The organism is Williamsia soli, from assembly GCF_017377795.1.
Taxonomy (GTDB): Bacteria; Actinomycetota; Actinomycetes; order Mycobacteriales; family Mycobacteriaceae; genus Williamsia; species Williamsia soli.
Map to the genome: position 1 here is coordinate 490,352 of NZ_JAFRDR010000004.1, position 15,817 is coordinate 506,168.

Consider the following 15,817-nt stretch of genomic DNA (forward strand, 5'->3'; position numbering starts at 1 on the left):
CGCATGTTTGTAGACACAACCGGGCGCAACCCCTCCACGGCGCAGTACGCCCTGCGTGGAGTCGTGTTCCTCATCGTCGTCGCACTGGTCCTGGTGGGATTGATGCTGCGGTACCAGGGCACGTTCGAAACCAAGGTCGAGGTGACAGCCACCCTCGACGACATCGGCGACGGCTTGGTCAGCCAGGCCGACGTGCGTTACAACGGTCTGATCGTGGGTTCGGTGACCTCCATCGACGCGACAGAGACCAACCTGTCCGACGTCAACATCGAGATCGTTCCCGAGCAGGCCGAGGGTATTCCGGCGAACGTGACGGCCCGCACGGTGCCGAGCAATTTGTTCGGCGTCAACTCCATCGAACTCATCCCACCGGCCGATCCGAAGGGGCATCTGTCGAACGGCAGCAAGGTGGTGGCCGACGAATCCAAAGAGACGATCGCGCTGCAATCGGTCCAGAACGACCTGCGCGAACTGTTCACCGCCGTGCCACCCGAGCAGATCGGGCGGGTCCTGGGGACGATTGCCGACACCTTGCGTGGCGGCGGAAATGTGTTCAGCGCGTTCGTCGGAACACTCAATCAGTACTGGGAGCAGATCAACGCGCAATTCCCTGACGGTGCACCTCCAGGATTCGACAACTTCAACGACTCCTTGCGCGGGATCGAGCAGTCGACCCCGCAACTCCTCGACGCGATGGGGCGCGCGGTGATCCCGTCGATCACGATCATCGAGCGCCAGCGTGAACTGGCAGGGACGTTGACCGCAGCCCAGGGCATGATCGACAGGATCCAAACCCTGTTCGCCCGCAACGGGGACTCGGGTATCCAGATCGTGGAAAACCTCAACACCATGACAGGCGCGATCGCGGTCGATTCTGAAGCGTTGCCCGGCGCGCTTCGCGCTCTCAACAATCTCGCAGGCAAGGTGCTCACGGTGTTCACGGGCGTCAACGGCAAGCCGCAACTCAACATCGGGGTCAGCTTCAGTCCGTTTGTGATGTACAACAGGCAGAACTGTCCGGTGTACGACGGCGGAAAGTACGGGATGACCAGGGGGCCGGGGTGTTCGGGTCCGGGTACGGGTACCGGCCCGACGAGTTCAGGGCCGCTCGTCATCACCCCGAGCAGCGCACAGGGTGACCTGGACGTGGTCCCGGCGGACACGCCCGTCGCGGTCACCACGGCGAGTGACAACAAGACACTCAAGGCCGCACTCGAGCGGGAACCCTCGGCCGCGGACACCCTGATGCTCGGCCCACTCGTGCAGTCGGTCCAGGTCGCCGAAGGTGGTGAGGGCTGATGGGTTACAGCAAGCCGCTCATCGGATTCAGCCTGTTCGCGGTGCTCGCACTCGTGCTGACCTGGACGATCTGGTCGACCCTGGAGCGATCGGTTCCCGGCGAGACCAACGAGTTCACAACGTATTTCAACGATGCCTCCGGCCTGCACGAAGGCGATGACGTCCGGATGGCCGGTGTTCGCGTCGGCCGGGTGGCGTCGATCGAACTCGACACCGATCGCGCCGAGGTGACCTTCGAGGTTCAGAAAGATCAGTCGATCTACTCCAACACCAGGGCGTCGATCAAGTACCAGAACCTGATCGGGCAGCGGTACGTCGGGCTCGACCTGGTCGAGGACGCCGAGCAGAGGCGACTGTCACCGGGATCGACCTTGAAGGAACCCTCGCAGGACTCGTTCGACGTCTCTGCGTTACTCGCCGGGTTTCAGCCCGTCTTCGACACCCTTGATCCGGATCAGGTGAATGCGTTGTCGGAGAGCTTGGTTCAAACGTTCCAGGGCAACGAGGTCTCGCTGAGCTACACCATTGAACAGGTCGGTAAAGTGGCCACCAATTTCGCCGACAACGACCAGGTGATCGGGGCCGTGATCACCAATCTCAGTGCGGTCATGGGGGATCTGAGCAAGCAGGGCGAACAGATGCAAGAGCTCGTCGCCAATCTCGCCGGACTGATCGAAGGCCTCAACGCCAACTCGCCTGCGCTCGGGTCGGCAGTGCAGAGCATCGGCAGTGCGACCGACCGGCTCGGCAACCTGCTCGGCACGATCCGTCCCGATGTCCAGGAGTTGGGTCAGGACCTCAAGAACACCACCGACCGCATGATCGACATCGGTCCCAAGCTCGATCAGCTCGCGATCGATCTCCCTCTGTTCCTGGTGCACTTCCCGATGGTCATGGGCGAAGGTGCCTACCTCAACATCTATGCGTGCGAGCTGGATGTGTCGATCGGAGGAGTTCTGTTCCCGCCGGGTTTGATCAGCCAGATCGGTGGCACCAACCACTCGGTGGTGTGTCGATGAGCCGGGCGGGGGCAGTGGGCCGCAGCTGGCGCAGCCATCGATTCTTCTGGCTCGGTGCGATCGGTACGGTGGTGCTGATCGTGATCGTGTTCGCGACGTTCGCCATCTCGGACTCGGGAATCGGCAAGCGGGAGTACACCGCTGACTTCTCACAGGCCGGTGGCATCCGGCCCGGCGACAAGGTGCGGGTCGCGGGCATCGACGTCGGTGAGGTGTCGAAGACCGAGTTGGCACGTGACCACGTCACGCTGACGATGGAGGTCGACAAGAAGGTCGAGGTGCGCGACGACGGGTCCGCCGAGATCAAGCTGTCGACGCTGCTCGGTCAGCGCTATGTCGACATCAGGATCGGTGACTCCACCGCACCCCTCGAAGGATCACGGATCCCGCTGACCCAGGTTCCCTACGACCTGCAGGAAACCATCGAGCGCGGGACGCCCATACTCGCCGGCGTCAACGCCGAAGAACTCAGTGACAGCGTCAGCGCCCTGAACAGTCAGCTCAAAGATGCGCCCGGGGTCACCCGGACGACGTTGGACGCACTCACCGAGATGTCGAAGGTGATCAGCAACCGCAGCGACCAGATCAATCTGCTCATCAAGGACACCGAGACGGTGACCGATGTGATCAACAGCAGCCAATACCAGCTGTCCGTCATCGTCGGCCAGGGGCAGCTGCTGGCGCAGAAGATCGCCACCCGCCAGCAGTTGGTGGTCCAGCTACTCGACGGCGTCGCGAATCTTGCCCAGCAGATGGAAGCGATGGGCGCGGAGAACAACAACCAGTTCGCGCCGTTGATCGGCAACCTCAACACCGTCTCCGAAGGACTCGAGAAGAACCGGGACAATCTGCGGCACATGCTCGAGGTGCTGCCGCTGACGGTGCGGTCGATCGCCAACACCACCGGATCCGGACCGTACGCGATGGGATATCTGCCGTGGGGCATCTTCCCCGACAATTGGCTCTGCGCAGCCCGGGTGGTGAACGGATGCTGAATCGATCTGTCGGACAACTACGCCGGACCATCACTGTCGTCACAGTGCTGATGAGCACCGCACTGATCGCGGCCGGGTGCACCTTGATTCCGGCAGACCTGAAACATGCGGTGGGGCAATCGATCAAGGTGACCGCCTACTTCGAGAGCGTGGCCGGTCTCTACGCCGACAACGACATCGACGTGCTGGGCATGCCGGTCGGGCGGGTGCTGTCGATCACCCCGCAGGGTGGCCGCGTCAAGGTCGAGTTCACAGTCGACAAAGACATTCCGATCCCCGCCGACGCCACGGCCGCGATCATCAACACCTCCCTGGTGACCACCCGCCACATCGAGCTCTCGCCGCCGTATTCCGAGGGACCAAAACTGCAAGACGGTGACGTCATCACCGACGCGAAGAGCCCGGTCGAGATCGGCACCCTGTTCGACACCGTCGACAACCTGGTCGAGCAGTTCGAGGCCGATCCGGACGGAAACGGTCCACTGAGCGACATGCTGTCGATCAGCTCGGGAATCTTCGGTGGCAACGGAGCTCGCATGAAGGCCGCGATCGACGAACTGAGCAAAGCGGCCCAGGTCGGTGTCGACAACGGCGACGCACTGGTCGAGGTCATCAAGAACATGGATCAGCTGACGTCGGTACTGGTCGAGAACTACCCGAAGATGACTGCGTTCTCCTCCTCGATCACCCAGGTGTCGCAGATGCTCGGTGATCAGGCGCCCGGACTGCAGGCGACCATGGAAGGTCTCAACCAGACCCTGAACAACACCGCGACCTTTCTCGAAGGCAACACCACCACACTTGGTGGCTCGATGGGACGGTTGGCTGCCGTGATCAGCAACCTCAGTGACTACTCCCGGCAACTCGTCGACACGATCGACGTGGCGCCCTTGGCATTCGACAACCTCGCGAACTCGGTCTCCGTCGAACAGCGGGCCTGGCGAGCGCAGGTGTTGATCGACAAGTCGTTGTTCGACAACGAGCTGCTCTCGACGTTCTGTGAGGCCATCAACTTGCAGCAAGACGGTTGCCGGACAGGAAAGTTGACCGGCTTCGGCCCCGATCTGGGCGTGTTCTCGGCTCTTGTGGAGATGACCAAATGAGCGCGCTCTCCGGTGGCGCCCACAGGGCGAAGGCCGCCGTCGTCACCGGTCTGGCCGGAATGATGTTGCTGTCCGGGTGTGGGGTGATACCCGGCCTGACAATCGATCAGATCCCGTTGCCTGCGCCCGGTGGCGTCGGCGGCGGTTACGAGATCAAGGGTTCCTTCGGCAACGCCCTGAATCTGCCGTCGCGGGCGAAGGTCAAGCTCAACGGCAACGACGTCGGCCTCGTGGAGTCGATCTCGGCGAACAACTACGCCGCCGACATCACGATGCTGGTTCGCAAGGACATCGAGTTGCCGGTGGGGACCGGCGCCGAATTGCGTCAGGGCACGCCGCTCGGTGACGTGTTCGTGGCCCTGTTACCTCCCGAAGGTGGCGATGCCGCCGGCGTCATGAAGCCCGGAGATTCGCTGAGTGGCGAGACCTCGGAGGCCGCAACCGTCGAAGACCTCCTCGTCACCGCCACGGCATTCGTCGACGGCGGGGCGATCAAGAACCTCACCGAGATCATCAACGAACTGTCGAACGCGGTGGGCGGCAAAGCTCCTGAACTGACCGGCCTGATCACCGGGATGACAACGGCGATCAGCAGGCTCGCACAGAACACGACCGAGATCGACACCGCGCTGGCGTCGCTGGACGGGCTGTCCACCGACCTCGCGAACGGCCGCGAGCAACTCGTCGCCTCCATCAACACCGTCGGGCCTGCGCTGAGCGTCGTCGACGCGCAGATCCCGTCGATCGTGACAACTCTCGACAAGACAAAGGTCGTCACCGATGCACTCAACGACTTCCTCGATTCCCAGACCGGGAACACGGTGGAGCTGACCAACAACCTGCTCGTCGACGTCGAGGCCCTCGGGCGTGCCATCGGAGAGCTCGGCCCGGTTGCCGACAAGTTGAAGGTCTTGACGCCGAAATGGGTCAACGCGACCCCGGGCAGCGCCGCGACCGTCGCAGCCAGGGTGTGGTTCCTCTCACCGGGATTCGGATTCGACGCGGCCAGCCGCCTCCCGGAAGTCGGAGACATCGATCAGGGTGTCAACTCACTGCACCAGACCCTGGTGCGAGTGTTGGCCCGGCTCACCGGTACCCAGGGATGCTGCGGGTGATGCGACGATGACTGCCTGGTTGCTCAGAAACAAGATCCTGCTCTCCAACCTCGCGTTGGTGCTGGTGATGCTGGTCGGTGTCGCGTACCTGAGTCTCGGCGTGCTGCGATGGCGACCGCTCGCGGACTCGTATTCGTTGACGGTCGAGTTCGCCAATTCCGGTGGCGTGCAGACGACGTCCGACGTCACGCTCCGTGGCGCCCGGGTCGGTGAGGTCGACACCATCCTCACGACACCGAACGCGGTCGAGGTCAAGGTGACCATCGACAGCAAGTACAAGATCAACAAGGACGCAGCGGTCGAGGCTCTGGGTCTGTCCGCTGTAGGTGAGCAGTACGTCGACTTCCAGCCATCGACCGACGCAGGCCCGTACTTCTCCGATGGAGACAAGATCAGCACACGGCAGACGTCGTCGACCGTGGCGTTCCCGAAGCTCCTCGAGTCCACCGTCAACGTCGTCAACCAGATAGATCCCGATGAGCTCAAGGTGACGATCGACGAACTCGACGTCGCGCTGGACAGCGGTGGCAAGAATCAGCTGCGCGCCCTGTTCAACAGTGGCGGAGTGATCTTCGCCGATCTGTATCGGGTGTTGCCCGAGACCGTGTCGCTGATCCAGAACACCGGCACGATCCTCGAGACCACCTCAGATGTTCAACCTGATCTGGGGACGTTGACCGGTGGCATCAGCAGCCTGATCGACGCGCTCGTGGCGTCCGATCAAGAATTGCGTACTTTTCTGGGCAGTGCGCCCGCCCAGCTGACGACGCTCGGTGGGTCACTGAACACCCTCACCGATCCGCTGACCGACGTGCTCAAGCAATTTCTCGACATCGCCCAGCAGGGCGCGCTGAGGGCTCCCGCTCTGGTCAACCTGCTGCCTTCGATCCGAGATGGCGCGATCACGTCACTCGCGATGTTCCACGACGGTGCCTGGTGGGCCTATGGGTCGATCTATCCGCGACCGTATTGCGACTATCCGGTGTTGCCGCAGCCGCCGACCGAGATCTTGCAGAGCTCTGTTCCGGTCAACATGTACTGCGTCACCGAAGACCCGACGCAACAGATCAGAGGCGCGGCCAATGCTCCGCGGCCACCTGGCGACGACACTGCCGGACCGCCACCGAACTTCGATCCGAACGCGCGTACCGCCCCGTTGGGCTGAGCTCTGTAGCGCTGTCCGACAAACCCGAGAGTGTATGAGGTAGAAACGCCGTATGGCCGACAACAATGTGCCCGAAAACCCTGACACCGGAGCCGAGCCCACGGAGGGTGTCTCGGTGAGCAAACGGCCGACGGGAAAGTCGCGGAAGAAGCCGGCGGAATCCACTTCGTATGCTCCGACCGTCGAGGCGGCCGTCCCCGCGTCGACCGGTTCGGGGGCAGCGAGGCCCGGCAAGCAGATCACGATCAACGTGTCCTCTGTCGGCAAGATCGTTGCGGGCGCGCTGGTGGTGGCGTTGATCGCGGTCGCCATCTTCTTCGGCGTCAAATGGAAGTCGGATGCCGATGAGCTGGCCGCGGCGTCAGACGCCAAGCACGCGTCCGACTACTTCGTGACGCAGTTGTTGAACTCCATGAACACCGCTACGGCGAGCGAGTACGTCGACACGATGTCGCCGCTCACGACGGGTCAGTTCCGGGACAACCTGACCAAGGAACGCGACAAGACGCAGGCCGACATCACGCAGATGCAGCTGAAGATCACGCCGGACATCTGGTCGTCGGGTGTCGTCTCGGTCAACGGCGACTCGGCCACCACCTTGGTTGTCGCCGAGATCAGCGGCACGAGCAGCGTGGCTACCCAGCCGGTTACCAACGTCGGTATGTTCCGGTTGACGCTGGAAAAGCACGACGGTAAATGGCTTGTCTCACAGATGGATCCAGGTCCGTCGAGTACCGGGGTGGGATCGGACCCCGCCGCGCCCGGTGGCGAGACGCCCGCTCCCGCTCCCGCTCCGACCGAACCGGTGCCTGCGCCTGCACCTGCCGGCTGAGCCCGCTGGGTTCGTCTCCGATCAGAGGCTGATGCGCTCTCCGGTTTCCGGGTGGAACAGGTGCACCTTGCCGCTGTTCTGCCGGAGCCGGACGGCTTCACCGAGTTTGGCCGGGGAGCGTTGTCCCGATCGTGCGACCAGGGTCAGTGGACCGCCTTCGAGGCTGCGGACGTTCTGGTCCTCGAGGGTGGCGTAGACGTAGGTCTCGCTGCCGAGTTCTTCCATCAGGGCCACGGTGACGCCGAGGCCGTCGCCGCCGTCGCCGAGGGAGAGCTCCTCGGGGCGGATGCCGACCGTGACCTCCTGCAGCCCGGACTTCTCGAGCAGGGTTGTCGAGTCGGCGTCGAGGTCGATGGTGGCGCCGGCGACCGACACTCGGCCGTCGCGCACTGGTGCGGTGAACAGATTCATCGCGGGCGAGCCGATGAAGCCTGCGACGAAGGCGTTCTTCGGGCGGTCGTAGAGCTCGGTGGGTGTGCTGAACTGTTGCAGAACACCCTTTTTGAGGACCGCGACGCGATCGCCCATGGTCATGGCCTCGACTTGGTCGTGGGTGACGTAGACGGTGGTGGTGCCGAGTCGCCGCTGTAGTGCCGCGATCTGGGTGCGGGTCTGCACACGCAGTTTGGCGTCGAGGTTGGAGAGCGGCTCGTCCATGCAGAAGACCTGTGGCTCGCGGACGATCGCGCGTCCCATCGCCACGCGTTGGCGTTGACCACCGGAGAGCTTGCCGGGTTTGCGGTCGAGGTAATCGGTGAGGTCGAGGACCTTGGCGGCCTCGGCGACCTTGCGCTTGCGCTCCTCGATGCCGACGCCGCGCATCTTGAGTGCGAATCCCATGTTCTCGCCGACGGTCTTGTTGGGGTAGAGGGCGTAGTTCTGGAAGACCATCGCGATGTCGCGGTCTTTGGGCGCGACGCCGACCATGTTGTCGCCGCCGATCTTGATGGCGCCGCTGTCGATCTCCTCGAGGCCGGCGAGCATACGTAGGGCGGTGGATTTGCCCGAACCCGATGGTCCGACGAGGACCACGAACTCGCCGTCTTCGATGTCGAGGTTGAGGGAGTCGACGGCCAGTGAGTCGGCGCCGGGGTAGACGCAGCAGGCGTTTTCGTAGCTGATGGTTGCCATGATTGTGTGCTCCTGTTTATTTGGTTGCCTGAGCGAAGTTCATTTGATTGCCTGAGCGAAGTTCATTTGATTGCCTGAGCGAAGCTCATTTGATTGCACCGAAGGAAAGGCCGCGGACGAGTTTGTTTTGGGCGATCCAGCCGCAGATGACCACCGGCAGGGCGGCGATCACGGAAGCCGCGGAGAGTTGGGCCCAGAACAGGCCCTGCCCGGACATGAAGCCGGTCAGTGCCACCGGCATGGTCTGGGCGTTGACGGCAGTCATGTTCACCGCGAAGAAGAACTCATTCCACGAGAAGATGACGCAGATCAGTGCGGTGGCAGCGATGCCGGGAGAGATCAGCGGGAGGATGACCTCGCGTACCGAGGTCCACAGGCTGGCGCCGTCGATCTCGGCGGCCTCCAGTAGCTCGCTGGGGACCTCCAGGAAGAACGAGCGCATCATCCACACCGCGATCGGGAGGTTCATCGAGGTGTAGAGCACGATGAGCGTCCAGACGTTGTCGAGCATGCCGATCTGCCCGACGATCACGTAGAGCGGGATGATCACCGCGACCACTGGCAGCATCTTGGTACTGATGAAGAAGAACAGCGCGTCGCTGGTCTTCTTCACCGGGCGCAGCGACAACGCGAACGCGGCCGGAACACCCAGGAGCAGAACGAAGATCGTGGAGACGGTGGTCACGAACAGCGAGTTCAGCAGTGCGGTACCGACTCCGGCGTCGAAGACCGCCTTGAATTGGTCGAGGGTCGGGGTGAAGAAGAACGTCGGGGGATTGGTTGCGGCGTCGCTCTCCTGTTTGAATGCCGTGAGCACCATCCACGCGACCGGGAAGAAGAACCCGATGGCGATGAGCCAGGTGAAAGCGGTCAGCAGGCTTCCTCCGGTGTTGCGCCTCTTCTTGATGTCCTTGATGTCGGTATGTGTTTGTGCCGGTGGCTTGTTCAGTGTCCTGGACATCAGGCCGCCTCCTCTTTTCCGCTGAAGCTCTTGAAGATCAGGCGCAAGGCCAGACTGGACAAGATGATGGTCGCGACGACCGTCACGACGCCCATGGCCGCGGCCTGCCCGACGTCGAAGCCGAGGAATGCGCGCTGATAGATGTAGAAGGGCAGGTTCGAACTCGCGACTCCGGGTCCGCCGGCGGTCATCATGTAGACCGCGTCGAATGTGTTGACCAGGTAGATGGCCCCGAGCACCGAACCGAGTTCGATGAACCGTCGCAGATGCGGCAGCGTCAGTTCCCGGAACAGGCGGAAGCTGGTGGCGCCGTCGACGCGGGCCGCCTCCTGGATGTCCTTGGGCATCGATTGCAGTCCGGCCAGGATCAGAAGCATCATGAACGGTGTCCATTGCCAGACCAGTTCGGCCATGACGCTCGCGAGGGGGAACTCGCTGAGCCAGTCGACGTCGCCGAGCCCGAAGGGGCTCAACGCCCAGTTGACGAGGCCGTTGGTGGGGGAGAGCAGGCTGGTCTTCCACAACAGGGCCGCGGCGACCGGGGTCACCAGGAACGGTGTGATCAACAGGGTCCGGACGATGCTGCGGCCGATGAACTTGCGGTCCAGCAGAATCGCGAAGAACAGTCCGAGCACCACCGAGATGACCACGGTCCCGACGATCAAGATGACCGTGTTCAGGGCGACGGTACGAAACTGGCTGTCGGTGAAGACATCGACGTAGTTGTTGAGCCAGTTGAACTCTCGTGAACCCGGACGGACGAGGTTCCATGACTGGGTCGAGTAGTACAGCGTCACGATGAACGGGATCTGCGTGACGATGATCATGAAGATCAACGCCGGCAGCAGTGGTCCCCGTCGGCGCCAACCCTCGGCGCGCGAGATCTGATCGCGTTTGGATTTTATCGGTGGCGCGGACCCGGGATCGGGCTCGGTGTCGCGCTCGGCGAGTGCGGTGGCCATGTCCTCACTGCTCCTTCTGATAGGACTCGCCGACGACCTCGGCGTACTTCTGGGACTGCTCGAGGGCTTCGTCGACGGAGATCTGACCGGCGATCGCCGCACTGATCTGTTGACTGACCCGGGTACCGAAGTCCTGGAACTCCGGAATCGCCAGGAACTGGACTCCGGTGTAGGGCACCGGATCCACGGTGGGCTTGTTCTGATCTGCGCCCTGCATCGACTTCAGGGTCGGCTCCGCGAATGCGCCGGAGATCTCCTTGTAGGCCGGGAGTTCGTAGGTCGACAGCCGGCTCCCCGGTGGGACGCTGGCAGCACCCAGCTGATCCGCCACCATCTTGATGTAGTCCTTGCTGGTCATCCATTCGATGAACTTCCAGGCGTCGTCCTTCTTCTTGCTGCTCTCCGGGATGCCGAGTGACCAGGCGTAGAGCCAACCGTTGTCACCCTTGGCCATGCTCGGCGCCAATGCATAGCCGACGTTGCCCGCGATGTTGCTGTCGTCGGGGCTCTCGAGCACCGACACCGCCGATGTCGCGTCGTACCACATGGCGACCTGCCCCTGCGACATCAAGTTGGCGCATTCCTGGAAACCTGTTGACGCTGCGCCGGGTTCGCCGTATTGGCGCACGGTGTCGACATAGAAGTTGACGGCTTCCTTGACCTCCGGACTGTCGAGCTGGGCGTTCCAGTTCTCATCGAACCAGCGACCGCCGAAGGCGTTGATCACGGTGTCGAGCGGCGCGAGGGTCTCACCCCAACCGGGCTTGCCGCGCAAGCAGATCCCGGAGACGTCACCGGTGTTCAGCTTCTTGGCCGCGTCTTGGACCTCGGGCCAGGTCGGCTCGGCCGGCATGGTGATGCCCGCGTCGGCGAGCATCTTCTTGTTGTACATCAGGAACGACGACTCGCCGTAGAACGGTGCCGAGTACATGTTGCCCTCGTAGGACAGAGCCTCGCGAAGAGTAGGGATGAAGTCTTCTTGGTCGTACCCTGGGCTGGACACCATGTACGGGTTCAGGTCGACCAGCCAGCCGTTCTCGGCCCAGGTCGCTGTCTCGTAATTGCTGATCATCACGACGTCGAACTCGCCGCCGCCGGTGGCGACCGAGGCGGTGATCTTTGCGCGGGCCTCGTTCTCGGAGAGGGTGACGAACTTGAGCTTGATTCCCGGGTTCTCCTTCTCGAATTGGGGAGACAACGCGATGGCATCTTGCATCTGGGAGTTCGACACCAGTGCGATGGTGACGGCTTCACTGCCGCCGTCCGTGAAGGATCCGGCGCCGGCGCAGGCGGTCGCTGTCAATGCGACGGCGGATGCGAGCGCCACGGGAGCGAAGAGGCGCCGCCATCGGCTCTGTCGCGGGGGTGCGGAGCCGGCGCTCGCTGCGTCGGGCTCGGGTGAACCAGTCATCGTTGACCTTTCTGTTGCGAGATGAGCCAGTGCGCGCAGGTCAGGTCGGTCACCAGAGTGGTGGCCAATCCGCCCCGCACGGCGCCCAGAATCGACTCTTGGCGGTGCGCTCCACCGGATACGAGAATGGTTGTGCGGCAGTTGCGAACGGCGTCCAGGGAGACCGACACCGTGCGGTCGACGAGTGAGGATTCGACCGCGGTGCCGTGTACGTCGTAGAACCGGCCGCCGATTTCACCGACCGCGTCCAGGCCGGCCAGTTCGTCGAGGACCGCCGCATCGAGGTAGGCGCCTTCGAAGAGAGTCGTCGACGTGGAGACCGAACCGACGCCGAACACCATGACATCGGCTTCGTCTGCGGCACCCAGGGATTGGGAGAGGATCGAGTCCCGGCGCATCGCGGTGACGGTCTCGGCGTCGGCGTACAGCGGTGCCATCAGGCGAAGTGGCTGGGCACCGAGTCGCTCGGCGAACCGGGACAGCGCGTGGTCGACGCCGGTGTGATATTCAACCGAGGTCATCGAACCGTCCATCTGGACGACGCGGCGGCAGTTCGCAGCCCGCGATCCGAGAGAGTCCGCGACCGCGACGGTCTCGGGTCCCCACGTGAACCCCAGTGTGTCGGAGGGAAGCAGTCGCCGGGTCAGCACCGAGGCGCCGGCTCTCCCGAGCGCGGCGTTGCCGGTGTGTGTTCCGTCGGCGGACTGATCGATGATCAGGACTTCGTCGAGCCCGAACAGTGACTCGATCTCGCGTTCTTCGTCGGTGTGGATGGATCCGGCGAGATGCGGGGGTGCATCGATGACCACACGTACCAGGCCCTGAGCGCGGGCCCGAGCGATGAGACGTCCGGCCGTCGGGCGCGAGAGTCCGAGACGACCGGCCACCTCGGCCTGTGTGAGCCCTTCGAGGTGGTACATCGTGGCCGCACGGACCAGCAGGCGCAGGTCTTGACCTGTGTCGACGGATGGCTCAAGTGGTGACGCGTTCACGCGCCCTCCTCGCTGGATCGTGAGCATATGCTCACTAGTCGTGGATATGCTCAGTAAGCTAACATCCACGCTGTGACGTACGCAACACCTCAGGAGAAACGTGACATGGTGCCCTCGACGATGACCGCCAGCGTGCTGACAGCGCCGGGTCTGCTGACCCTGGAGCGGCGAGACGTCCCGACTCCGACGGACGGGCAGGTGTTGGTGCAGGTCAGCGCGGTCGGGGTCTGTGGATCCGACGCCCATTACTACCGGCACGGACGCATCGGCGATTACATCGTGGAGGATCCGCTGGTGTTGGGACATGAGGCCGCCGGACGGATCGTCGCGGTGGGGCCCGGGGTGTCGCCCGATCGGATCGGCGAGCGGGTCTCCATCGAGCCGCAGCAACCCGACCCGAACAGCGCGCCCAGTCGCCGCGGCGACTACAACCTGTGTCCGCACATGCGCTTCTACGCGACCCCACCTGTGGATGGCGCGCTCGCGGAGTACGTGACGATCGGTTCATCGTTCGCCCATTCCGTGCCGGACTCGGTGAGCGACGAGGCCGCCGCGCTGTTCGAGCCGTTGTCGGTGGCGATTGCAGCAAGTCGTAAAGCATCGATCGGAGTGGGTGACCGGGTCCTGATCGCCGGCGCCGGCCCGGTCGGATTGCTGTGCGCGCAGGTCGCGACTGCGGCCGGGGCGACAGAGGTGATGGTCACCGACATCAACCCCGATCGGTGCGCCGCAGCGTTGGGATTCGGAGCCACCACGGCGGTCGGGCCGGGCGAGGTGCCGAGCGATCTCGATGCGGACTCCTTCATCGACGCGTCCGGCGCTGAACCGGCCATCCTCGCCGGCATCGCATCGGTGCGTCCGGGTGGGCGGGTTGTGCTGGTCGGTATGGGATCGTCGTCGACCATGACCTTTCCGGTGGCGTTGATCCAGAACCGGGAGTTGGTCGTCACCGGGGTGTTCCGATACGCGAACACGTGGCCGGCCGCTCGGGCTCTGGTGACGTCGGGCAAGGTGGACCTCGATGCGATGGTCACAGCACGGTTCGGACTCGACAAGGTCGCCGAGGCCCTGGACGCCGATCGCACACCGGGCAGTATCAAAGCAGTTGTGTACCCAGGTCGAACCGGGACCCCGTCGTGAGGAGTTGGTAGGCAATGACACTGGACAACGAGCATCTGTCTTCGATCACGTCGATTGCAGTGCCGGACTATCCGCGAGGTGAGCTCACCTGCGGCATCGTGCATTTCGGTGTCGGCGGGTTCCATCGTGCTCACGAGGCGATGTACCTCGACCGGCTGATCAGCGCGGACCCGGGGTCCCGCGAGTGGGCGATCTGCGGGGTCGGAGTGTTGCCGAGTGACGCGCGCATGCGCGACGCCCTCGTGCCGCAGAACGGCTTGTACACCCTGACTCTCAAACATCCCGATGGCACCGTGGAGACCTCGGTGATCGGGTCGATCGCCGAATACCTGTACGCCCCGGATGATCCCGAGGCGGTGATCGCGAAGATGGCGGCGCCGGAGACCCACATCGTGTCATTGACCGTCACCGAGGGCGGCTACAACTTCTCGCCGACGACCGGTGAGTTCGACAAGGGCAATCCGGCTGTGGTCGCGGACCTCGAACCGGACGCGGTGCCGGCGACCACGTTTGGTCTGGTGACCGCGGCGCTGGCCCGCCGCCGGGAGCAGGGGCTGCCGTCCTTCACGGTGATGTCGTGCGACAACATCCAGGGCAACGGCGACATCGCCCGCGCGACGTTCACGGCGTTCGCCGAACTCAAAGACCCCGAACTGGCATCGTGGATGACCGAGAACACCTGTTTCCCGAACTCGATGGTCGATCGGATCACGCCGGCCACCGCGCCGGAGTTGCTGGTCGAGGTCGAAGACCGCACGGGTGTCGCAGACCGCTGGCCGGTGGTCGCGGAACCGTTCACCCAGTGGGTCCTCGAAGATTCGTTCTCTGACGGCCGTCCGGCGCTGGAAACCGTTGGTGTCCAGGTGGTATCCGATGTCGGGCCCTACGAGCTGATGAAGCTCCGCCTGCTCAATGCGAGCCATCAGGCCCTCTGCTACTTCGGATATCTGATGGGCCACCGGTACGTCCATGACGCCGCACAGGATCCGCTGCTGCAGGCACTGCTCCGCGGCTACATGAACAACGAGGCCCGGCCCACCTTGCTGCCGGCGCCCGGAGTCGACCTGGACGATTACATGGAAACCCTGATCGAGCGGTTCTCGAACCCGGCCATCGGCGATACCATCGCGCGGCTCTGCCAGGATTCGTCGGACCGCATTCCGAAGTGGCTGGTCCCGGTGATCAATAGTCGGTTGGCCAGTGGTGGTGACGTCGAACTGGCGGCCGCCGTGGTGGCGAGCTGGACCCGCTACGCCGAGGGCGAGGACGAGAACGGCGACCCCATCGACGTCGTCGATCCGCTGGCCGATGTCCTGGTCCCGCTGGCGAAGAAGAGCCGCAACGATCCACTGGCGTTCGTCGGGAACACAGATCTGTTCGGTGATCTCGCCGAGGACAACCGCTTTGCCCGGCCGTACCTCTGGACTCTGGAATCGTTGCGCGACAAAGGTGCTCGTGAGACCCTGACCCAGCTCACGGCCGCCGGATAAGGCACGCTCGACGACCGTTTCGGCACGCTCGACGGCGTTCGGCTCGGGGCCTTCCGCCGACCGTGCCTTTGTGTACGTCTTGGGCTCAAGGGAACGTCGCAACACCCTGAGAAAAGAGGGTGATTCGATGGGCACACCGCCTGTTCCGGTGATGAAGGTTCGGATGTTTTGGCAGTTGAAGGCTGGCGGGGTGTCGACGAAG

General features: G+C 63.5%; 14 protein-coding genes. 9 read left to right on the forward strand and 5 right to left on the reverse strand.

The features are described from left to right. Positions 1 to 3: 3 nt before the first annotated feature. From J3S28_RS14280 to J3S28_RS14310, 7 genes are read left to right on the forward strand one after another with little or no spacing between them, the layout of a single operon-like run. Complete coding sequence (locus tag J3S28_RS14280; protein ID WP_207841371.1) at positions 4 to 1,299, forward strand: MlaD family protein; 1,296 nt, start codon at positions 4 to 6, stop codon at positions 1,297 to 1,299. Then, the gene (locus J3S28_RS14285; RefSeq protein WP_207841372.1) at positions 1,299 to 2,318 is read left to right on the forward strand and encodes an MCE family protein; all 1,020 of its coding nucleotides are present in this window, start codon (positions 1,299 to 1,301) and stop codon (positions 2,316 to 2,318) included. The genes J3S28_RS14280 and J3S28_RS14285 overlap by 1 nt, the downstream gene beginning before the upstream one ends. Next, entirely contained in the window at positions 2,315 to 3,313 is a 999-nt protein-coding gene (locus tag J3S28_RS14290; RefSeq protein WP_207841373.1) for an MCE family protein, read from the forward strand. Before J3S28_RS14285 ends, J3S28_RS14290 begins: the two co-directional genes overlap by 4 nt. Further along, positions 3,307 to 4,416, forward strand: a complete 1,110-nt coding sequence (locus J3S28_RS14295; protein ID WP_207841374.1) for an MCE family protein — start codon at positions 3,307 to 3,309, stop codon at positions 4,414 to 4,416. The genes J3S28_RS14290 and J3S28_RS14295 overlap by 7 nt, the downstream gene beginning before the upstream one ends. Continuing rightward, positions 4,413 to 5,531, forward strand: a complete 1,119-nt coding sequence (locus J3S28_RS14300) for an MlaD family protein (RefSeq protein ID WP_207841375.1) — start codon at positions 4,413 to 4,415, stop codon at positions 5,529 to 5,531. Before J3S28_RS14295 ends, J3S28_RS14300 begins: the two co-directional genes overlap by 4 nt. Positions 5,532 to 5,538: 7 nt before the next feature. Beyond that, positions 5,539 to 6,696, forward strand: coding sequence for an MCE family protein (locus J3S28_RS14305; RefSeq protein WP_207841376.1), 1,158 nt, complete (start codon positions 5,539 to 5,541; stop codon positions 6,694 to 6,696). Positions 6,697 to 6,748: 52 nt separating this feature from the next. Beyond that, positions 6,749 to 7,528, forward strand: a complete 780-nt coding sequence (locus J3S28_RS14310; protein WP_207841377.1) for a hypothetical protein — start codon at positions 6,749 to 6,751, stop codon at positions 7,526 to 7,528. Between the two features lie 21 nt (positions 7,529 to 7,549). Here the strand turns inward: J3S28_RS14310 and J3S28_RS14315 are convergent, their stop codons facing one another. The 5 genes from J3S28_RS14315 to J3S28_RS14335 form a co-directional block, all read right to left on the reverse strand. Further along, positions 7,550 to 8,659, reverse strand: coding sequence for an ABC transporter ATP-binding protein (locus J3S28_RS14315; protein WP_207841378.1), 1,110 nt, complete (start codon positions 8,657 to 8,659; stop codon positions 7,550 to 7,552). Between the two features lie 85 nt (positions 8,660 to 8,744). Continuing rightward, a complete protein-coding gene (locus J3S28_RS14320) occupies positions 8,745 to 9,620 on the reverse strand; it encodes a carbohydrate ABC transporter permease (protein WP_207841379.1) in 876 nt (291 codons plus the stop codon). Beyond that, positions 9,620 to 10,582 (reverse strand): carbohydrate ABC transporter permease, encoded by a 963-nt coding sequence (locus J3S28_RS14325; RefSeq protein WP_207841380.1) that lies wholly within the window; start codon positions 10,580 to 10,582, stop codon positions 9,620 to 9,622. The genes J3S28_RS14320 and J3S28_RS14325 overlap by 1 nt, the downstream gene beginning before the upstream one ends. Positions 10,583 to 10,586: 4 nt before the next feature. Then, entirely contained in the window at positions 10,587 to 11,993 is a 1,407-nt protein-coding gene (locus J3S28_RS14330; RefSeq protein ID WP_207841381.1) for an ABC transporter substrate-binding protein, read from the reverse strand. After that, a complete protein-coding gene (locus tag J3S28_RS14335; RefSeq protein ID WP_372436006.1) occupies positions 11,990 to 13,012 on the reverse strand; it encodes a sugar-binding transcriptional regulator in 1,023 nt (340 codons plus the stop codon). The genes J3S28_RS14330 and J3S28_RS14335 overlap by 4 nt, the downstream gene beginning before the upstream one ends. A gap of 93 nt (positions 13,013 to 13,105) precedes the next feature. Between J3S28_RS14335 and J3S28_RS14340 the strand changes: the two genes are divergently transcribed. After that, on the forward strand, positions 13,106 to 14,125 hold the full coding sequence (locus J3S28_RS14340) for an NAD(P)-dependent alcohol dehydrogenase (protein WP_207841434.1): 1,020 nt from the start codon (positions 13,106 to 13,108) through the stop codon (positions 14,123 to 14,125). A gap of 14 nt (positions 14,126 to 14,139) precedes the next feature. Continuing rightward, positions 14,140 to 15,615: a mannitol dehydrogenase family protein gene (locus J3S28_RS14345; RefSeq protein ID WP_207841382.1), complete on the forward strand. Its 1,476-nt coding sequence runs from the start codon at positions 14,140 to 14,142 to the stop codon at positions 15,613 to 15,615. Positions 15,616 to 15,817 lie beyond the last annotated feature (202 nt).